Origin of the sequence: Roseovarius amoyensis (assembly GCF_003260265.1) — a bacterium.
Taxonomy (GTDB): Bacteria; Pseudomonadota; Alphaproteobacteria; order Rhodobacterales; family Rhodobacteraceae; genus Roseovarius; species Roseovarius amoyensis.
Genome location: NZ_QITQ01000004.1, coordinates 42237 through 62068, shown reverse-complemented (window position 1 = coordinate 62068; position 19832 = coordinate 42237). Strand labels below are relative to the sequence as shown.

Here is a 19832-nt window from a genome sequence, read left to right as displayed (position 1 = left end):
GCAGTCGGAAGTATCGTCTGCCTGTGGGCAAACGAGGAGACGCAGCTTGGACAAGGCCATCACCCTGTGCGAGGAAATCGCCGACAAGGCGCTGGTACGCAGTTTTTCCCATATCGGCGGCAAATGGTGCGCTGCCGGCTCGGGCGAAACCTTGGCGGTGCACGATCCCGCTACGGGTGATCGGTTGGGCGATGTGGCCAGCCTGTCGGCAGAAGAATCTGCCGCTGCCGTCGATGTGGCGCAGGCGGCCTTTGCCGGCTGGTCGATGACCCTGCCGCAAGAACGCTCAGTGATCCTGCGCCGCTGGTTCGAGCTGATGATGGAACACCGCGACGACCTGGCGCGCATCATGGTGCTGGAACAGGGCAAGCCCCTGTCAGAGGCGCGCGGCGAGATCGACTACGCCGCCGGGTTCGTCGAATATTACGCCGAAGAGGCCAAGCGCCCCAATATCGAAGGCGTGACAAGCCACCTGCCTGATGCCGAGGTCGAGCTGTGGCTGGAACCTGTCGGCGTGGCGGCGCTGATCACGCCCTGGAACTTTCCCGCCGCGATGCTGACGCGCAAGGCGGCGGCCGCGATGGCGGCGGGCTGCACGGTGGTGGCCCATCCCAGCCACGAAACCCCGTTTTCGGCACTGGCGCTGGCCGAACTGGCCGAACGCGCCGGGGTGCCGGCGGGGGTCTTCAACGTGGTGACGGGCCGCGCCTCGACCGTGGTGCCGCCGTGGACGGCGGATGCCCGGGTGCGGGTCTTGTCCTTTACCGGCTCTACCGAGGTGGGGCGGCTGCTCTATCGCCAGTCGGCGGACACGGTGAAAAAGCTGGTGATGGAGCTGGGCGGCCACGCGCCGGTGATCGTGTTCAAGGGGGCCGACCTGGATACCGCCGTGGCCGAGACGATGGCGGCGAAATGGGCGACCTCGGGGCAGGATTGCCTGGGCGCCAACCGCATCTATGTCGAACGCCCGATCTATGACGAATTCTGCCACCGCTTTGTTGCCGCCACGCAGGCGCTGACGATGGGGCCGGGCATGGACGACCCCGATATCGGCCCGCTGATGAACGAGGCGGCGGTGCAAAAACAGGAAAGCCATGTCGCCGACGCGCTGGAAAAGGGGGCGATGCTGGCCTGCGGCGGTGAACGCGCGGCTGAACTTGGCCCGCTGTTCTATCGCCCGACGGTGCTGACGGACGTGCCCGACGAGGCGGCGATCATGCACGAGGAAACCTTTGGCCCGGTGGCGCCGATCACGCCCTTTGATACCGAAGAAGAGGTGATAAACCGCGCCAACGCCACCGAATACGGGCTGGTCGCCTATGTGCACAGCCACGATCCGCGCCGCATCTACCGTGTCGCCCGCGCGCTGCAGTTCGGCATGGTGGCGGTGAACCGCACCAAGGTTACCGGCGCGCCGATCCCCTTTGGCGGCGTCAAGCAGTCGGGCCTGGGCCGCGAGGGTGCCCGCAAGGGCATGGAGGAATTCATGGAGATCAAGTACGTCTGCCGCGATTGGGCGTGAGCGGCCGAAAACCTGGAAATGAGATAGATGCGGAGCTTTCAACCTCCGTGTTCCGGACCGAGCGAAAGGGAAGACAATGCTTCGAAACGACCAACTGGACCAGTGGGACCGCGACACCTTTTTTCACCCCTCGACGCATCTGGCGCAGTTCGCGCGCGGCGAGACGCCCAACCGGATCGTGACCGGCGGGTCGGGCTGCCATATCGAGGATCGTGACGGCAACCGCCTGCTGGATGCGTTCGCCGGGCTTTATTGCGTGAATGCCGGCTATGGCCGCACCGAGATCGCCGAGGCGATTGCCGCCCAAGCGCGCGAGCTGGCCTATTACCACGCCTATGTCGGTCACGGCACCGAGGCCAGCATCACCCTGGCCAAGATGATCCTCGACCGGGCGCCCAAGGGGATGAGCAAGGTCTATTTCGGGCTGGGTGGCTCGGACGCGAATGAGACCAACATCAAGCTGATCTGGTACTACAACAACATCCTTGGCCGGCCGGAAAAGAAAAAGATCATCAGCCGCTGGCGGGGTTATCACGGCTCGGGCCTGATGACCGGCTCGTTGACCGGGCTGGAGCTGTTTCACCGCAAGTTCGACCTGCCGCTGACGCAGGTCGTACATACCGAGGCGCCCTATTACTATCGCCGCGAAGACACCAGCCAGAGCGAGGCGGATTTCGTCGCCCATTGCGTCGCATCGCTGGAGGAATTGATCGAGCGCGAGGGTGCCGACACCATCGCCGCCTTCATCGGCGAGCCGGTGCTTGGCACCGGCGGCATCGTGCCCCCGCCGGCAGGGTATTGGCAGGCAATTCAGGAAGTGCTGGATCGCCATGACATCCTGCTGGTCGCCGATGAGGTGGTGACCGGTTTCGGGCGGCTGGGCACCATGTTCGGGTCGGATCATTACGGGATGCGGCCCGACCTGATCACCATCGCCAAGGGGTTGACCAGCGCCTATGCGCCGCTGTCGGGCTCTATCGTAGGCGACCGGATGTGGAAGGTCTTGGAAGACGGCACCGACGAAAACGGCCCCATCGGACACGGCTGGACCTATTCGGCCCACCCCATCGGTGCCGCCGCCGGTGTGGCTAACCTGCGCCTGCTGGACGATCTGGATCTGATCACCAATGCCGGGGCGGTGGGCGACTACCTGAACCAGCAGATGACGCAGGCGCTGGGCGGACATGCCAATGTCGGCGAGGTGCGCGGCGAGGGGATGCTGTGCGCGGTCGAGTTCGTCAAGGACCGCGACGACCGGGTCTATTTTGACGCCGGCGACAAGGTGGGGCCGCGGATCGCGGCGGCGCTGCTGGAACGCGGCGTGATCGGCCGGGCGATGCCTCAGGGCGACATCCTGGGCTTTGCGCCCCCCTTCTGCCTGACCCGCGAGGAGGCGGACGAAGTCGTGGCAAAAACCGCCGATGCGGTTGGCTCGGTTCTGGGGTAGGCCGGCTGGCCCCGATCGTGCTGCAGTGCCGCATTTTGTTATAAGAGAGCCGCAAATCGGTTGCATCGGGGCGTTAGAACGGGTTTAGTGTGGGGAAAAAGCGCGCCAATCGCGCATGACCAAAATGGGGAGAGACTGTTTGTCCGAATCGCAGAGTGGCGATGCGTTTGTAGCGTTCGAGCGCGTGCAAAAGAGCTATGATGGCGAAAATCTGGTCGTCAAGGATCTGAACCTGTCGATGCCCAAGGGCGAATTCCTGACAATGCTGGGGCCGTCGGGATCGGGCAAGACCACCTGTCTGATGATGCTGGCCGGTTTCGAGACCGCCACGCACGGAAAAATCCTGCTGGACGGGGTGTCGATCAACAACATCCCGCCGCATAAGCGTGGCATCGGCATGGTGTTCCAGAACTACGCCCTGTTCCCGCACATGACCGTGGCCGAGAACCTGAGCTTTCCGCTGGAGGTGCGCAAGATCGGCAAATCCCAGCGCGAGGAAAAGGTTCGCCGCGCGCTGGACATGGTGCAGATGGGCGAATTCGGCGGCCGCCGTCCGGCGCAACTGTCGGGTGGTCAGCAGCAGCGTATCGCGCTGGCCCGCGCGCTGGTGTTCGAACCAGAGCTGGTCCTGATGGACGAGCCGCTGGGCGCGCTGGACAAGCAGCTGCGCGAGCACATGCAGTTCGAAATCACCAAGCTGGCGCATGACTTGGGTATCACCACGGTCTATGTCACGCACGACCAGACCGAGGCGCTGACCATGTCCGACCGGGTGGCGGTTTTCAACGATGGCCGCATCCAGCAACTCGCGCCGCCCGACGAGCTGTATGAAAGCCCGCAGAACAGTTTCGTCGCCCAGTTCATCGGCGAGAACAACACGCTCGAAGGTACGGTCAAGGAAATCCGCAACGGCGTCGCGCTGGTCGAGCTGGACGATGGCGAGGTGATCGACGCCAAGCCGGTGAACGTCAGCCAGCCGGGCGAACGCACCACCATCTCGATCCGGCCTGAACGGGTCGAGGTCGATCTTTCCCGGCTGAGCGAGAACGCGCACACGCTAAATGCCGAGGTGGCCGAGTTCATCTATATGGGCGACGTGTTCCGCACCCGGCTCAAGGTGGCGGGGCGCGACGATTTCATCGTCAAGACACGCAATTCCGCCGATCAGCAGCGGCTAAAGCCGGGCACCCAGATCAAGATCGGCTGGCAGCCCGAGGATTGCCGGGCACTGGAAGCGGTCTAAGAGTACAAGGGAATGTGCCCGCATGGGCGCGTTTTTCCGAGGCTTTGCCGTTCCTACCCGTGACGCAAAGCCGGCTTGAAAGCAACGGGACAACGAAAGGGAAAATGACATGAGATTGACGAAGATACTTCTTGCTTCTTCTGCGCTGGCCGTATCGGCCGGGGCAGTTGCGGCCGCGGACATGGCCAACTCGATGACGTTGGTCTCGTGGGGCGGCGCCTATCAGAAAAGTCAGGTCAACGCCTATTCCGAGCCCTACAAGGCCATGCATCCGGACCTGGAAGTGGTCTGGGACGAAAGCTCGAACGAGGCGGTGGCCAAGCTGCGCGCCATGGACGAGGCCGGCAACGTCACCTGGGACGTGGTCGACGTGGTGGCCGCGGACGCACTGCGGCTGTGCGACGAGGGGCTGGCGATGGAAATCGACCCCGATGTGCACCTTGCAGCGGCGCCCGACGGCACCTCGGCCGCGGATGACTTCGGCGACCTGCTGGTCGGCGATTGCTACATCCCGCAGATCGTCTATTCGACCACCTTCGGCTATCGCACCGACATGGTGCCCGATGGCGTCGAGCCGCCGAACGACATCTGCGACGTGTTCGACCTGGAAACCTATCCGGGCAAGCGCAGCCTCGAAAAGCGGCCGATCAACAACATGGAATGGGCGCTGCTGTGTGACGGCGTGGCCAAGGAAGACGTCTATGACGTGCTGGCGACCCCGGAAGGGCAGCAGCAGGCGCTGGACAAGCTGGCCACCATCAAGGACAGCGTCGTCTGGTGGTCGGCCGGTGCCGACACGCCGCAGCTGCTGGCCGATGGCGAGGTTTTCATCGGGTCGACCTATAACGGCCGTCTCTTCAGCGTGATCGAAGAGCAGAAACAGCCCGTCGCCATGATGTGGGACGCCCAGGTGTTCGACCTCGACGGCTGGATCATCCCGGCCGGCCTGCCCGAAGACCGCCTGGCCCGTGCGCTCGACTTCATCATGTTCGCCACCGACACCCAGCGTCTGGCAGACCAGGCCGCGTACATCTCGTACGGCCCGGCGCGCAAATCGTCGGCTCCGCTGGTGGGCAAGCATGCCGAACTGGGCATCGAAATGGGCCCGCACATGCCGACCGATCCGGAAAACGCCAAGAACACGTTCCTCTATAACTACGAGTTCTGGGCTGATTACCGCGACGACATCGACGCCAAGTTCCAGGCGTGGCTGGCGCAATAATCGCCAGGCCTGACATTTGACGATACGGGGGGGCGGTTCGCCCGGCCCCCCGCCTCCGAAAGAAGAATTCCGGCGAGGGCGAGATGAGCGACACTACCGATACCGGCCCGGTTCTTGCGGCAGACGGAACGCCGCTGAAGCGCAGCCTGAACCGTGCGCTGCGTGCCCAGAAAATGCGGGCGCTTATGCTGATCGCGCCGCTTCTGATCTTTGTTCTCGTCACCTTTATCGCGCCGATTCTGGACATGCTTTTCCGGTCGGTCGAAAACCAGATCGTTTCCAACACCCTGCCCTATACGGTCGAGCAACTGGCCGACTGGGACCCCGAAACCGGCGAGGCGCCGGGAGATGCGGTTTTTGCCGCGCTTTACAAGGACATGTTCATTGCCGCCGAAACCAAGCGGCACACGCGCCTCGGTACCCGGCTGAACTATGAACAGGTCGGCCTGTCCTCGATGTTCCGCGGCAGCGGCCGCCAGATAGACGATTTCGGCAAGGACCAGATCAAGGCGCTCGAAAAGCTGGACAATTCGTGGAAAGATGCCGCCTTCTGGTACGCCCTGATGACCGGGGGCGAGGGCGCCGAGGGCCATACCGCCCTGCTGAATGCCCAGCGCGTGCGGATGGCCACCGTGACCGGTGACGACTATGACGGCGACATCGGTTTCGTTCCGGGCCGCGCCATCGCTGCGTTGCTGCCCGAAACGGCGCAGGCCTATACCGCGTTTGCCCTCTTTACCGCCGTCGAGGACGAGGATGTCGTCGCCGAGGAAAAGCCGTGGGAGGCGGTCAAGGTGGCCCTCATCCGCGACTTGCAGGCGGGTGCGGATGTTGCCGGTTATGACGGCCCCGGCGCGGCAGAGCTGCGCGCGGCGCAGGAACTGGCGGCTGAACTGCCGGCCTTGGATTTCCGGCAGGCATTCACCGCCAGCGACAAGGGCTGGTCAGACCCCGAGACGTGGCGCACGATCCAGATCTACAGCCCCGATCTGACTTCGGGCTATTTCCTGAACGCCGTCGACCTCAAGCAGAGCGCCGACGGGATCGAGCCGCGCCCCGAGAACGAACGCATCTACATCAAGCTGTTCAAGCGCACGCTGTTCATGTCGTTAGTGATCTGCGGCGCCTGCATCGTGCTGGCCTACCCGGTGTCGTACCTGCTGGCCACCCTGCCGATGCGCACGGCGAACCTGCTGATGATTTTGGTGCTGCTGCCGTTCTGGACATCACTTTTGGTGCGCACCAGTGCGTGGAAGGTGATGCTGCAACAGCAGGGTGTGATCAACGACGTGCTGGTTTGGCTGGGGCTGGTCAACGATGCCGGCAGGCTGGTGATGATCAACAACCAGTTCGGCACCATCGTGGCGATGACGCATATTCTGCTGCCGTTCATGATACTGCCGATGTATTCGGTCATGTCGACCATTCCGCCGGCCTATGTGCGCGCGGCCAAATCGCTGGGCGCGACCAACTGGACAGCCTTCTGGCGGGTCTATTTCCCGCAATCGGTGCCGGGGATTGGGGCGGGGTCGATCCTCGTCTTCATCCTGTCTATCGGCTACTATATCACCCCCGAACTGGTCGGGGGGACCACCGGTACCTTCATTTCCAACCGGATCGCCTATCACATCTCGTCTTCGCTCAACTGGGGGCTGGCGGCGGCGCTGGGCACGATTTTGCTCGCGGCGGTGCTGATCCTCTACTGGGCCTATGACAAGATCGTGGGCATCGACAACGTTAAGCTGGGATAGGGCGATGGCGACTTACACGCTGAAATACGTCGAAAAGAAACCGCTGTCGTTCTCGCTGCAGGTGCTGGCGGCGGCGGGGGGCTTTGTCGGGCTCTTTGTCGGGGCGGCGCAAAGCACCATGCTCAACGGTGTGATCGGTGGCGCGGTGCTGATGGCGGTGCTGGGGGTCCTGGCGTTGTCGGTTCTGGACGAGAAACTGGAAAAGCCGTTCCGCTGGGGTGTCATCTTGCTGATGGCGGCAGGCGGCTGGTACTTGGGCGGGCTGGCGGGGCTGATCGTCGGCGGGCTTTTCGGCTGGTTCTTCGGCTGGTTCATCTACTGGATCGGCGAGGGACGGTACCGCGCGACGCTGCTGCCCTATCTGACGCCGGGGCAGGTGCTGGGGCATTACACCTTTCGCGTCGTCTGCGGGCTGATCTTCTTTTTCCTGATCACGCCCATCGTGGTGGTGATGCCGCTGTCGTTCAACGCCGAGAACTTTTTTACCTTCACGCCCAAGATGCTGTCGCTTGACCCCGAGGGGTATTCGCTCAAGCATTACCGCGATTTCTTTACCAACCCCGACTGGCAACAGGCGCTGTGGAACTCGGTTTCGATCGCGCCGGTGGCAACCCTTTTGTCGGTCAGCTTTGGCACGCTGGCGGCGATCGGGCTGTCGTCTGAACACGTCCCGTTCCGCCGCGCGATCATGGCGATCCTAATCTCGCCGATGATCGTGCCGCTGATCATCTCGGCGGCGGGCATGTATTTTTTCTATTCCAGGCTGGGGCTGCAAGGCACCTTTTGGGGTGTGGTGCTGGCGCATGCCGCGCTGGGCATTCCTTTTGTCATCATCACCGTCACGGCGACGCTGGTGGGGTTTGACCGTTCGCTGACGCGTGCCTCGGCCAGCCTGGGCGCCAACCCGGTGACGACCTTCTTTCGGGTGCAGATGCCGCTGATCCTGCCCGGCGTGATCTCGGGCGGGCTGTTTGCCTTCATCACCTCGTTCGACGAGGTTGTGGTCGTGCTCTTCGTCGGCTCGGCCGGGCAAAAGACGCTGCCCTGGCAGATGTTCACCGGCCTGCGCGAACAGATTTCGCCGACAATCCTGGCGGTGGCGACGATCCTGGTGGGGGTATCCATCGTGCTGCTGACGACGGTGGAAATGCTCAGACGGCGGTCTGAACGGCTGCGGGGGTTGAGCCCGGGCTGAGCGCGATAGCGGGCGAGAAATATCTCGACCGCACCGTTCACGACGCGCTCTTTCTCGGAAAACAGCAGCCGCTGGTCGGGGAAATACCTGTAAAGCATCGCCTTGGACACGCCGGCGGTGCGGGCGATCACGTCGATGCTGGCGCTATCCAACCAGGCGGCCAAAACACCTGCCGGGCGCCGTTAGCACCTGTTCGAACTTGCGACCTTTCTTGATTTCAGCGACCGTGGCCATCATCCCTGCTCTCCGGGATGCTGGCCAGCCACGCTCGTTGGGCCAGCGCGACAACTGCAAGCCGGTGAGAGGGGGCGGGTCTTGTGATCGTTGTCAGTGTCTAAAGGTTAGAATCGTTCTAGAAAGGAATGATCCAATGATACCAGGTGTGTCGGCGCGCCGCCGCTTCTCCGATCTCAACGAACAAGAGGTTCTGGCGCTGGCGATCTCGTCGGAAGAGGATGATGGCCGCATCTACCGGTCATATGCACAGATGCTGCGTGATGATTTTCCCGACACGGCAAAGGTCTTTGACGGCATGGCCGAGGAAGAGGATGGCCACCGCCACGCCCTGATCGAGCTGCATCGGAAACGATTTGGCGATGTGATCCCCCTGATCCGGCGCGAACATGTGGCCGGCTATTATGCCCGCCGCCCTGTCTGGCTGGTGGAAAACCTCGGTCTTGACCGCACCCGTGAAGAGGCCGCGGCGATGGAACACGATGCCGAGCGGTTTTACCTCAAGGCCGCGGCGCGCAGCCAGGATGCCGATACCCGCAAGTTGCTGGGTGACCTGGCAGCAGCCGAATCGCATCATCGGGACCGCGCCGATGCGCTGGAAGAGGAACACCTGGGCGAAGATGCCCGCGAGAGGGAGGATCGCACCGCCAAGCGCCAATTCGTGCTGACCTGGGTGCAGCCGGGCCTGGCCGGGCTGATGGATGGCTCTGTCTCGACCCTGGCGCCGATCTTTGCCACCGCGTTCGCCACGCAGGACACATGGACCACCTTCCAGGTCGGGCTGGCCGCCAGCATTGGCGCGGGCATATCCATGGGGTTCACCGAGGCCGCCAGCGACGATGGCGAGCTGTCGGGCCGGGGCAGCCCCCTGAAACGCGGCATCGCCAGCGGCGTGATGACGGCGCTTGGCGGACTGGGGCACGCGCTGCCCTATCTGATCCCGGATTTCCTGACCGCGACGGTGATTGCCTTTGTCGTCGTCTTTGTCGAGCTGTGGGCGATCGTGTGGATGCAGACCCGCTATATGGAAACGCCGTTCTTCCGCGCGACATTTCAAGTGGTGCTGGGCGGCGCGCTGGTCTTTGCCGCCGGCATCCTGATCGGCAGCGGTTAGAAAAGGGGGCTGTCTGCCCCCTCTTGCCCCGGCCACATGTCCGGGGCAATTCACCCCCGAGGATATTTTCCAAACAAAAGAAGCAACGCTTTCTTAACCCTGTCGCGCCAGGATCGGGGCGCGGTACAGGCGGGGACGCCGATGACCGCAACAGGAGAAGGCCGGGCGGCACGGGCGCGTCCTGCGGGGGCGGGGGCAACTCTGCCCCCTTCTTCTGTTTGGCAAATATCCCGGGGGAGTCGCGGCCCTGCGGGCCGCGGCGGGGGCAGCGCCCCCTGCCGCTTTGCGGCTTGCGCAACCGTCGCCCCGTGCTAACAAGGCGGGAATGCTGGATATCTTTTTGCAGACGCTGCCGTTTTTCCTGATCCTCGGGTTGGGCTATGGGGCCGGGCTGACCCGGTTTTTCCCCGAGGAGGCGACTGCGTGGCTGACCAAGTTCGTATTCTACTTTGCGCTGTCGGCGATGTTGTTTCGGTTTGCCGCCAACCTGTCGGTGAGCGAAGTCTTCGACATGCGTTTCGTCGCCGCCTATCTGTGGGCGACGGGGTTTGTCTATGGCATCGTCATGCTGGTGGCGTTCCTGCGCGGCACATCCATTGAGGAGGCGGCCATCGAGGCGCAGTGCGGGGTGATCGGCAATGTCGGTTTCCTGGGCGTACCGATGCTGACGCTGCTGATGGGCGAGGCCGCGATCGGGCCGGTGATGCTGGTGCTGTCGATCGACCTGATCGTGTTTGGCTCGCTTGTGGTAATCCTGGTCACCGGATCACGCGACGAGGGCGGGGGCGCGGCGGTGCTGCGCACGGTGGGGTTGGGGCTGTTGAAGAACCCGATGATCGTGGCAATCGTGCTGGGGCTGGGCTGGTCGACATTACAGTTGCCGATTCCGCGCGTGATGAACGGGTTCCTGGAGCTTTTGGGAGGCGCGGCAACGCCCGGCGCGCTTTTCGCCATCGGCGCATCTCTGGCGTCGAAATCGGCAGAGCGGCCGTTCGTGGCCGGGTGGCTCAGCCTGTCGAAGCTGGTGCTGCACCCGGCGGCGGCGGCGTTTGCGGCGCTGGTGCTGTTCTCGGTCGAACCATATGCCGCTGCGGTGATGATTGCCGCTGCATCGCTGCCGGTGGCAGGCAACGTCTATATCCTGGCGCAGCATTACGGTGTCGCGCCGCACCGGGTTTCGGCTTCGATCCTGATCTCGACGGCGTTTGCGGTCCTTACCGTGTCGCTGGTGATCGGCTGGGTCAGTGTGCTTTACTGACAGTTGGGGCCGACGGAAAAGGAGGCTGAAAGAGAATGGAAACGGTTTCGGAAAACGCATGTTTCGAGGGACAGCAGGGGGTTTACACCCACGCGTCCGAAGTCTGCGGATGCGACATGACCTTTGGCCTGTTCCTGCCGGAAGAGGCGCGCGATGCCCCGGTGCCGGTGCTGTGGTACCTGTCGGGGCTGACCTGCACGCATGAGAACGCGATGGTAAAGGCCGGCGCACAGAAGTGGGCGGCCGAGCAGGGGCTGGCGGTGGTCTTTCCCGACACCAGCCCCCGCGGTGCGGATGTGGTAGATGATGATGCCTATGACATGGGCCAGGGGGCCGGCTTTTATGTCAACGCCACCCAGGCGCCCTGGGCGCCGCATTTCAGAATGTGGGACTATATCGCCGAGGAACTGCCAACCCTGATCGGGGCGGAATTCGCGCTGGACATGGACCGCCAGGCCATCACCGGGCATTCGATGGGCGGGCATGGTGCGCTGACGCTGGCGATGGGCCTGCCGGGGCGGTTCAGCTCGGTCTCGGCCTTTGCGCCGATCTGCCACCCGACGGCAAGCGACTGGGGCCGCAAGCAGTTCACTGCCTATCTGGGCGAGGACGAGGCCGCCTGGGCCGCCCATGATGCCACGCTGCTGATGCGCGAGCGCGGTTTCGACGGGCCGGTGCTGACCGACACCGGCACGAAGGACCAGTTCTTCGGCCTGCTGGGCACCCACGATTTCGCCCATGCGGCCGCCGAACGGGGCCAGCCCGTGACGATACGGCTGCAGCCGGGATATGATCACAGCTATTTCTTTGTCACCACCTTCATGGAAGACCACGTCGCCTTTCACGCCGAAGCACTGTACGCGGGGGCGGTATGAGCCAGCCGGGCCAATACGACCCGATCATCCCCGGCCCGCATGGGCTGGAGGTGACCGACGCGGACGAGACCAGGGCGGCAAGGGCCGGCATGACGTGATCTATGTCGACGCCGATGCCTGCCCCGTGAGGGCCGAGGTCGAGCGCGTGGCGACGCGTCACCGGGTGCGGGTTTTCGTCGTCTCGAACGGTGGTATCCGGCCCTCGGCCAACCCGCTGGTGGAGACGGTGGTCGTGTCCGAGGGGCCGGACGTGGCCGATTTGTGGATTGCCGAGCGCGCGGGCGCGGGCGATGTCGTCATCACCGCTGACATTCCGCTGGCGGCGCGCTGTGTCGAGGGCGGGGCGCAGGTGCTCAAACCCGATGGCGAGGCGCTGACCGCCGCCAATATCGGCAACGTGCTGGCCACGCGCGACCTGATGACCGATCTGCGCGCCGCCGACCCGTTCCGCCAAGGCGGGGGCAAGGGGTTTACCAAGGCAGACAGGGCGCGTTTTCTGGATGCACTGGAACGGGTATTGCGGAGAATCACCGCATCTGGCGTGAAATGACCATGCCAATCGAGGCGGTGATTTTCGACATCGGCAACGTGCTGATCGAATGGCAGCCAGAGCGGTATTTTGACCGCGTCATCGGTGCAGCGCATCGGCGCGCCTTGTTTGCCGATGTGGATATTCACGCGATGATGACGCGGATCGACAGCGGCGGTGATTTCAACGAGGTGATCGGACAGACAGCCGACAGGCACCCGAACTGGCGATCCGAGATCATGCGCTTTCGCTGGTGCTGGTGCGACATCGCGCAGCCCGCGATACCGGGCACGGTGGCGATCCTGCGCGCGCTCAGGGCGCGGGGGGTGCCGGTCTTTGCGCTCAGCAATTTCGGGGCGGCCAATTTCCCGCTCAGCGAGGCGCAATTTCCGTTTCTGGCCGAGTTCGACCGCCGCTATATCTCGGGCGAGATGGGGATGGCCAAACCCGACCCGGAAATCTATGCCGCGGTCGAGGCCGATTGTGCCATCGCGCCCGAACGCCTGTTATTCACCGACGACCGGGCCGACAATATCGCCGCCGCCGCCGCGCGCGGATGGCGCACACATCTGTTTGACGGCGCGGCCGGGCTGGCGCAGTCTTTGCGCGACACCGGGCTGCTGCAAGCGGAGGACACGGCATGAGCGCGACCATCATTCCCTTTGAAGAGGGCGAGGCGGGGCTTGACTGGATGGCGCTTTGCGCCGCCTTTGAGGCTGGGCATAAACTGCCCAAGGCCGAGATCGGCGATACCTTTCTTTACCGCGATCCCGACACGTTGCTGTCGCGCTCGGCCTGGATTGACGGCATGGGGCTGGCGGTGAAATCGGCCACGATTTTTCCAGGGAACCCGGGCAAGGGAAAGCCGATGGTCAATGGCGCGGTCTGCGTCTTTTCCGACAGTGACGGCGCGCTGGAGGCGGTGATAGATTTCCACCTGGTGACCAAGTGGAAGACCGCCGGCGACAGCCTGTACGCGGCAACACGGCTGGCGCGGCCCGACAGCCGGGAGATATTGATCGTGGGTGCGGGCACGGTGGGGAAATCGCTGTTCCAGGCCTATGGTGCCGCCTTTCCCGGCGCGCGGTTCACGGTCTGGAACCGCACCCGCGCCAACGCCGAGTCGATGGCGCAGGATTGCCCCGGCCTGCAGGTGGCGGACGACCTGGAAACAGCGGTACGCGCGGCCGATATCATCACCTCGGCCACCATGTCGACCGAGCCGCTTATCCGTGGCGCATGGCTGCGCCCGGGCCAGCATGTCGACCTGATCGGCGCCTACCGCCCCGACATGCGAGAGGCCGATGACGAGGCGATTACCCGCGCGCGTGTCTTTGTTGACAGCTATGACACCACCGTTGGTCATATCGGCGAGATCAAGACACCGGTTGAGACCGGCGTTATCGCGCGTTCCGACCTGGTGGCGGATTACTATGAGCCTGACAAGTTCCGCCGCAACAGCGATGAAGAAATCACGCTGTTCAAGAATGGTGGCGGTGCGCATCTGGACCTGATGACCAGCCGATACATCCTGGATACCTGGCGGGCCGGGCGCTGACGCCCTGGCCTGTTCCGGCGCCCGGTCAGGCCGGTAGCGGGGATATCCGTTTCTCGCGCACCGCCAGGTGCACGACTGCCGAAAAGGCGCCGACACCCACGCCGACCCACCAGACGGCGGTATAGCTGCCATAGATATCGTACATCCGCCCGCCCAGCCACACGCCCAGAAAGCTGCCCAACTGGTGGCTGAAAAAGACGATGCCATACAACGTGCCCATGTAGCGCAGCCCGTAGAGATGCGCGATCAGGCCCGAGGTCAGCGGCACGGTGGCCAGCCACAGCGCACCCATCGACACTGAGAACAGCAGCACTGTCGCCGGTGTCATCGGTGTCATGATGAAGGCCGCCGCGATGATGGTGCGCGCGGCATAGATCGCCGTCAGCAGGTATTTGCGGGGAAAATGGTTGCCCAGCCAGCCTGCGGTCAGCGTGCCGGCGATATTGGCCATCCCGATCACCGCCAGGGCCATCGCCCCCAGCGCCGAGGTGGTGGTGACCCCCATCGAATGCAGCATGCCGCCGGGCGCGATGGGGCCGCACATCTCGGTCACGAAGGCGGGAAAATGCGCGGTAACAAAGGCCAGCTGATACCCGCAGGAAAAGAAGCCAAGGAAGATCAGCGTATAGGACGGGTCGCGGAAGGCACGGCGCAGGATTGTTCCCATGCTTTCCTCGAGCTCGGCACGCGACATCGGCTCCGGCGCGCGCATCAGCGGCAGCATCATCAGTGTGGCAAGGATGGCGGCGGCAAACACGACGAACACCATCTGCCAGCTCATCACCGACAACAGCGCCTCTGCCACCGGCGGGCCGACGACCTGCCCGGCCGACCCCGCGGCGGTGGCGATGCCAAGGCTCATTGAACGGTTGGCGTCGGAGCTGGCGCGCCCGACCACCGCCAGGATGACGCCAAAGCCGGTACCGGCGATGCCGAAACCGACCAGAATTTCATAGGTCTGGTGCGCCTCGGGCGAGACCGCGAAAGACGACAGCACCAGTCCGGCGGCATAGACAACCGCGCCCAGCATGATCGCCTTGCGGTCGCCGATACGTTCGGCCAGCGCGCCGAAAAGCGGCTGACCAAAGCCCCAGGCGAGGTTCTGAATGGCGATGGCCATCGAGAATTCGACGCGCAGCCAGCCGAAATCCTGCGCGATGGGGATCTGGAAGACGCCGAAAGAGGCGCGGATGCCGAAGGAAACCAGCATGATCACGCAACCGGCGATCAGCACCGGCGTGAAAATGGATGCGGGTTTTGACATGCTGGGCTCCTGTGGCGGTCGGCGCAGATTAGCCGCCGGGGCGGTGGCGTCAATTCAGAGATTGTGAGGGTGGTGTTCACGGATCGTGACGAACTGCCGCTTGCGGCCACTTTTCACCGGCGCCGGGCCGCGCTATGCGGGGCCGATGGAGACGCTGCCAGAGCGATATGACCGCCTTGTGGCCGAGGGCGCGCTGACACGCGACCCCGCGCAGGCCGCGGCGCTGCCCGAGTTCGAGCGCATCCGCGCCGGGCTGGCGGCCCCGGCCCGGCGTGGATGGCTGCGCAAAGCGCCGCCGCCGCCAAAGGGGCTGTACCTGTGGGGCGGGGTCGGGCGTGGCAAGTCGATGCTGATGGACCTTTTTATCGATACGCTGTCGGTGCCTGTCCGGCGCGTGCATTTCCATGCCTTCATGCAGGAAATCCATGCCGGGATGCACGCGGCCCGCGGCCGCGGGGTCGAGGATGCGCTGGCGCCGGTGGCGAAATCGGTGACCGACAAGCTGCGGCTGCTGGCATTCGACGAGATGCAGATTACCGACATCACCGACGCGATGATCGTTGGGCGGCTCTTTGAGGCGCTGTTCGCCGCCGGGGTGGTGGTGGTCACCACCTCGAACCGGGCGCCGGACGAGCTGTACAAGGACGGGCTGAACCGTCAGCTTTTCCTGCCGTTCATCGACATGCTGAAATCGCGGATGGTGGTGCATGAAATGGCTGGCCCCATCGATTACCGGCAGGACAGGCTGGCGGGGGCACAGACATGGTTCACTCCGGCTAACGCCGCCGCGCGCGCGCGGATCGAGGAGATCTGGCAGGACCTGAGCGGCGGCGCCGGCGCCCCCCATACCCTGGTGGTCAACAAGCGCGAGGTGACGATCCCGGCCTTTCACAACGGTGTCGCGCGGGCGGGGTTCTATGACCTGTGCGGCGTGGCGCTGGGGCCGGCGGATTACCTGGCGCTGGCCGATGCGGCGCGGGTGCTGGTGCTGGAGAACATCCCGCAATTGTCGCGCTCTAACTTCAACGAGGCAAAGCGCTTTGTCACCCTGATCGACGCGCTCTACGAGGCGGGCGTGCGGCTGATCTGCTCGGCGGCGGCCGAGCCTGAGTATCTCTATGTCGAGGGTGAGGGCAGTTTCGAGTTCGAACGGACCGCCAGCCGTCTGCGCGAAATGCAGTCAGAGGGGTGGGGGCAGGGCTAAGGCGTTTCCCGCCAGTTCAGACCGTTACGCGCCCCGGGCTTGGCCCGGGGCGCGGGTGTTTTCAATCGAACGTGACACACACCACAGAGGCCCCTGTGCCCCGTGGTGCGCGCCGGTCCGGCTCAGCCCGCCGCGCGGCGGGCCTGGGCGCGGAATTCGGTCTGTTCGGTCACGGTAAAGCGGCCGCCTCTGATCTTTTGCAGCTTGCCATGGCGCAGCAGGTTTCCGAACGACCGCAGGCCATCCTCGCGCGAGAATGCCTCGCCGGTCGCTTCCTTGAGCTTGCCCATCAGCATCGGCCGCGAGAACTGTTCGTGCCCTTCAATGTCGGCCAGATAGGCGGCGGCGGCCTCCAGCAGGTCGGGCAGTTCGGCGACGCCGATTTCCCGGGCAAAGTCGGTAAAGCCGCTGTCGGCCGGAGCGCCTTCGGCTGCCTCGGCTGCCATCTGCGTCGCCGAGATACGCCGTGGGCGAACCGGTGCGCGCTGGGTGTCGATGCGTTGCTCGGCCACCAGCTTGAGCGGCGCGGGCCGGGTGTCTTCGGGCCGGGGCGAACGCGAGCTGCGATCGGCCTGCGGGCGGCGGGGGCGCACGACCTGCGCCAGGTCCGAGCGATAGGCGGCCTGCTGAACGCCAGGGTCGGGTTCCAGCCGGTTGCCGGCGCGGATCTCGGCCTTTGACGCGGCCACGGCGGCGCGCAGATGCTGGATGGCATTGCGGCGGCGGCTGGCATCGGGCGCGTCGAGCTTGCTTTCGGCCTCGTCAAAGATGCGCGAGGCATCGTTGTCGGCGCCGCTGGCGTGCAGATGCGTGCCGCGGCCCTGTTCGAGGGGCCGGTCATAGGGCATTTCGGCGGCTTCTGCCTCTGCCTCGGCGTCTGTGCCCTGATCGTCGTCGGTATCGGTATCGCCAAAGATGTTGGCGTCTTCGCCTTCGTCTTCGCCGGTCTCTTTGGAGGTTTCGGACAGCTCTGCCTCTACCTCGGCCAGTTCAAGTAGCAGCTCGGCCTCTTCCTCGGGGCTCAACACAGCGTTCTCGCCCGGCTCTTTGGCGTCCTGGATGGCCTCTGGGGCGGTGTCCTCCGGTTCCTCTGCGGCGATGTCTTCTTCGTCCAGTTCCTCGAATTCACCCAGGGCAAGCGCCTCGAATTCGCTGCGCTTCATCTTCAGCACCCGGGGCGCGGCGGGGTGCCCAGCCGTCTCGTGGGTAGTGTCGGACTGGGCTTCGCGAGGTTCGTCAAGGGGCTCGTCGCCGGGTATGGCGTCGGCCAGAAGCTGGGACAGCGTGTCCTCGGACAGGTCGTCTTCCAGTGCTTCGTCTTCGTCGAAGTCGTCGGTTTCACCGGTATCGGCTTTGACTGGGGCCGCTTTGACGGCGTCCACCGCCTCGGCATCTTCGGCAAGGCGGGCGGCCAGGCCATCGAGCGCATCCACGACGCTGGTATCGTCGTCGGCGTCATCCTCTGCCGCGTCCCATTCGATGGTGCCGTCGGTTTCACCGTCTTCGTCAGCTTCGTTGTCGGCAAAACCGGCAAAGTCGTCAAAGTCGGTTATTTCGGCCTGGGGTTCCACGGCTTCGGCTTCGTCGTCGCCGGCCAGGGTCATTTCAAGCTCGTCCGCCGTGCGGGCAAGGAAATCCTGCGCGTGCTCGTCTTCGGAATAGTCGCTGCCATAGCTGGCGCCGGATCGGGCCACGACCGACCGGATACGGCGCAGCCGCGCGGCGACGCTGTCGCCATCGTCGGCGGGTTCGGGCGTTTCAGGCGTTTCGGCGGCCGAAGCGGGCAGATCTTCGAAGGCGACCGGAACCTCGGTTGCGGGTTCTTCGTTCTCGTGAGTGGTGGTTTCCTCGACCTCCGAAGTATCGGCCACACCGGTTTCAGCCACAGAGGTTTCAACCTCGGCAGGCTCTTGTGCGGCGATTTCCTGCGGCGCGGCCTGTTGGGGTGCGGGCGCGGCGGGTTCCGGCTGCATCTCGGCAGTTTCGGCAGGCTGTGCCGCCTGAGGTGCTTCGGGTGCCTGGTCCGGCGTCGCCTCGGTCCGGCCCAGTTCCTGGGGCGGTTGAGTGGCGCGCAGCACGATGCCGGTTTCGCCCTGATGGGCGTCGACACGGCGCGAAATTTCCCGCCCGGCAATTCGGGCAAGCATCTCGGCATCGGGGGTGGGCGGTTCGGCGCCGAAATAACGGTCGTCGGCCGCAAGGTCGCGGAAATATTCCGCGATGGCCTTCATCGTGTCGAATGAGTCGTCGAACCCTTCCAGAGTGCAGGAAAAGGTGCCGTAGGAAACAGTTAGAATTTTACTTGTACTTACCATGACAATGCTCGCTCTGAATTGCCTGCAATTAGCGCTTTTACCATTGTGCCGCAGGCCAAAGCAGTCCGAATCTGGGATTATTACCGTATCATTTCGTGGTCAGAATGTGTTTTATTTCCTAATTGGGGAACAATGTCGGGTATTTTTGCATGATTGTAGACGTGAATGAGCCTGTCACCCTGATCGGCGGGGCAGCAGTGACAAAGGCGCGGATTTCACGCGCCATGGCGGTGGCGCCGCACCTGGTGGCGGCGGATGGCGGGGCGGATGCGGCGTTGGCCCACAACGTCATCCCGCGTGCGACGATCGGTGATTTCGATTCGCTCGGTGACGAGGCGCGCCGCCGCCTGCCGCCTGACAGCCTGCACCCGATTGCAGAGCAGGACAGCACCGATTTCGACAAGTGCCTGCGCAACATCGCCGCGCCCCTGGTGATCGGGATCGGGTTTTCGGGTGATCGGCTGGATCATCAACTGGCGGCCTATAATACGCTGGTGCGTCATCCCGGCCGGCGTTGCCTGCTTTTGGGCAGCGAGGAACTGGTGTTTCTCGCCCCGCCGTCGCTGGCGCTGCCGCTGTCGGAGGGAACGGCGGTATCGCTTTTCCCGCTGGGCGCGGTCGAAGGGGTCTCGGACGGGCTGAAATGGCCGATTGGCGGGCTCAACTTTGCGCCTGACGGGCGGGTGGGCACGTCGAACATCGCCACGGGCACGGTGCACCTGACGCTGACCGCGCCCAAGATGCTGGTGATCCTGCCGCAGGACACGCTGGAAATCGCGGTGCGCGCGCTGTTGTCGGCCCCGACCGGTTGGCCCGCACCGTGAGATTCGACGCCACGATCAGCGCGATGCCGGCATAGGCCAGCGGGTCGGGAAGGTCACCGAAGACGGCAAGGCCCAGCTTTGTCAGAAAACGAGGGATGTCAGTGCTGGCGGAGCTTGCCTGCAACACCTGCACAAAGCGCCATGCCCGGAACAGCCGCGTAGCGGCCCGGGCATCGCCCGGCCGCCCCCCGGCCGGGCGATTGTAAACCATGAGCGCCATGATTTGAGAAAAGATGTGGTGGCACCATAAAATGCCGACCTCGATTGTCGGATCGCC

The 19832-nt window shown here is 64.2% G+C and carries 16 protein-coding genes; 14 read left to right on the top strand and 2 right to left on the bottom strand.

The genetic code is table 11. From position 1 onward, the window contains the following. The first annotated feature begins 46 nt into the window (after positions 1–46). The 12 genes from DL899_RS05510 to DL899_RS05450 all read left to right on the top strand — a co-directional run bounded on the left by DL899_RS05510 (position 47) and on the right by DL899_RS05450 (position 13948). Complete coding sequence (locus tag DL899_RS05510; RefSeq protein WP_111732984.1) at positions 47–1522, top strand: NAD-dependent succinate-semialdehyde dehydrogenase; 1476 nt, start codon at positions 47–49, stop codon at positions 1520–1522. 76 nt (positions 1523–1598) lie between these two features. Beyond that, positions 1599–2969, top strand: a complete 1371-nt coding sequence (locus DL899_RS05505; RefSeq protein ID WP_111732983.1) for an aspartate aminotransferase family protein — start codon at positions 1599–1601, stop codon at positions 2967–2969. Between the two features lie 124 nt (positions 2970–3093). Then, the gene (locus DL899_RS05500) at positions 3094–4212 is read left to right on the top strand and encodes an ABC transporter ATP-binding protein (RefSeq protein ID WP_111733111.1); all 1119 of its coding nucleotides are present in this window, start codon (positions 3094–3096) and stop codon (positions 4210–4212) included. 109 nt (positions 4213–4321) lie between these two features. Next, positions 4322–5434: an extracellular solute-binding protein gene (locus DL899_RS05495; RefSeq protein WP_111732982.1), complete on the top strand. Its 1113-nt coding sequence runs from the start codon at positions 4322–4324 to the stop codon at positions 5432–5434. 83 nt (positions 5435–5517) lie between these two features. Beyond that, positions 5518–7185 carry an ABC transporter permease gene (locus DL899_RS05490; RefSeq protein ID WP_111732981.1) on the top strand — a complete coding sequence of 556 codons (1668 nt, stop codon included), beginning with the start codon at positions 5518–5520 and terminating at the stop codon, positions 7183–7185. A gap of 4 nt (positions 7186–7189) precedes the next feature. Continuing rightward, positions 7190–8380: an ABC transporter permease gene (locus DL899_RS05485; RefSeq protein WP_111732980.1), complete on the top strand. Its 1191-nt coding sequence runs from the start codon at positions 7190–7192 to the stop codon at positions 8378–8380. Between the two features lie 370 nt (positions 8381–8750). After that, complete coding sequence (gene mbfA / locus DL899_RS05475) at positions 8751–9728, top strand: iron exporter MbfA (RefSeq protein WP_111732979.1); 978 nt, start codon at positions 8751–8753, stop codon at positions 9726–9728. A gap of 325 nt (positions 9729–10053) precedes the next feature. Continuing rightward, entirely contained in the window at positions 10054–10986 is a 933-nt protein-coding gene (locus tag DL899_RS05470; protein WP_111732978.1) for an AEC family transporter, read from the top strand. A gap of 35 nt (positions 10987–11021) precedes the next feature. Continuing rightward, positions 11022–11861 carry an S-formylglutathione hydrolase gene (gene fghA / locus DL899_RS05465; RefSeq protein ID WP_111732977.1) on the top strand — a complete coding sequence of 280 codons (840 nt, stop codon included), beginning with the start codon at positions 11022–11024 and terminating at the stop codon, positions 11859–11861. A gap of 94 nt (positions 11862–11955) precedes the next feature. Then, positions 11956–12411: a YaiI/YqxD family protein gene (locus tag DL899_RS05460; protein WP_111732976.1), complete on the top strand. Its 456-nt coding sequence runs from the start codon at positions 11956–11958 to the stop codon at positions 12409–12411. Continuing rightward, positions 12408–13034, top strand: coding sequence for an HAD family hydrolase (locus tag DL899_RS05455; protein WP_338049645.1), 627 nt, complete (start codon positions 12408–12410; stop codon positions 13032–13034). The genes DL899_RS05460 and DL899_RS05455 overlap by 4 nt, the downstream gene beginning before the upstream one ends. Next, the gene (locus DL899_RS05450; protein ID WP_111732975.1) at positions 13031–13948 is read left to right on the top strand and encodes an ornithine cyclodeaminase family protein; all 918 of its coding nucleotides are present in this window, start codon (positions 13031–13033) and stop codon (positions 13946–13948) included. The genes DL899_RS05455 and DL899_RS05450 overlap by 4 nt, the downstream gene beginning before the upstream one ends. A gap of 25 nt (positions 13949–13973) precedes the next feature. Here DL899_RS05450 and DL899_RS05445 read toward each other — a convergent pair whose 3' ends face one another. Continuing rightward, positions 13974–15212, bottom strand: coding sequence for an MFS transporter (locus DL899_RS05445; protein ID WP_111732974.1), 1239 nt, complete (start codon positions 15210–15212; stop codon positions 13974–13976). 145 nt (positions 15213–15357) lie between these two features. On the opposite strand from DL899_RS05445, the gene zapE reads away from it, so the two are divergent. Beyond that, positions 15358–16416 carry a cell division protein ZapE gene (gene zapE / locus DL899_RS05440; RefSeq protein WP_111733109.1) on the top strand — a complete coding sequence of 353 codons (1059 nt, stop codon included), beginning with the start codon at positions 15358–15360 and terminating at the stop codon, positions 16414–16416. A gap of 122 nt (positions 16417–16538) precedes the next feature. Here zapE and DL899_RS05435 read toward each other — a convergent pair whose 3' ends face one another. Continuing rightward, positions 16539–18731 carry a hypothetical protein gene (locus DL899_RS05435; protein ID WP_239494620.1) on the bottom strand — a complete coding sequence of 731 codons (2193 nt, stop codon included), beginning with the start codon at positions 18729–18731 and terminating at the stop codon, positions 16539–16541. Positions 18732–18892: 161 nt separating this feature from the next. Between DL899_RS05435 and DL899_RS05430 the strand changes: the two genes are divergently transcribed. Further along, on the top strand, positions 18893–19555 hold the full coding sequence (locus DL899_RS05430; RefSeq protein WP_338049644.1) for a thiamine diphosphokinase: 663 nt from the start codon (positions 18893–18895) through the stop codon (positions 19553–19555). The last annotated feature ends 277 nt before the right edge of the window (positions 19556–19832 follow it).

Excerpts from the sequence above, each read along its gene's own strand:
- DL899_RS05450 (WP_111732975.1), top strand. The coding sequence starts at position 13,031 with ATGAGCGCGACCATCATTCCCTTTGAAGAGGGCGAGGCGGGGCTTGAC.
- zapE (WP_111733109.1), top strand. The coding sequence starts at position 15,358 with ATGGAGACGCTGCCAGAGCGATATGACCGCCTTGTGGCCGAGGGCGCG.
- DL899_RS05470 (WP_111732978.1), top strand. The coding sequence starts at position 10,054 with ATGCTGGATATCTTTTTGCAGACGCTGCCGTTTTTCCTGATCCTCGGG.
- DL899_RS05495 (WP_111732982.1), top strand. The coding sequence starts at position 4,322 with ATGAGATTGACGAAGATACTTCTTGCTTCTTCTGCGCTGGCCGTATCG.
- fghA (WP_111732977.1), top strand. The coding sequence starts at position 11,022 with ATGGAAACGGTTTCGGAAAACGCATGTTTCGAGGGACAGCAGGGGGTT.
- DL899_RS05435 (WP_239494620.1), bottom strand. The coding sequence starts at position 18,731 with ATGGTAAGTACAAGTAAAATTCTAACTGTTTCCTACGGCACCTTTTCC.
- mbfA (WP_111732979.1), top strand. The coding sequence starts at position 8,751 with ATGATACCAGGTGTGTCGGCGCGCCGCCGCTTCTCCGATCTCAACGAA.
- DL899_RS05445 (WP_111732974.1), bottom strand. The coding sequence starts at position 15,212 with ATGTCAAAACCCGCATCCATTTTCACGCCGGTGCTGATCGCCGGTTGC.
- DL899_RS05455 (WP_338049645.1), top strand. The coding sequence starts at position 12,408 with ATGACCATGCCAATCGAGGCGGTGATTTTCGACATCGGCAACGTGCTG.
- DL899_RS05490 (WP_111732981.1), top strand. The coding sequence starts at position 5,518 with ATGAGCGACACTACCGATACCGGCCCGGTTCTTGCGGCAGACGGAACG.
- DL899_RS05485 (WP_111732980.1), top strand. The coding sequence starts at position 7,190 with ATGGCGACTTACACGCTGAAATACGTCGAAAAGAAACCGCTGTCGTTC.
- DL899_RS05505 (WP_111732983.1), top strand. The coding sequence starts at position 1,599 with ATGCTTCGAAACGACCAACTGGACCAGTGGGACCGCGACACCTTTTTT.
- DL899_RS05500 (WP_111733111.1), top strand. The coding sequence starts at position 3,094 with ATGGGGAGAGACTGTTTGTCCGAATCGCAGAGTGGCGATGCGTTTGTA.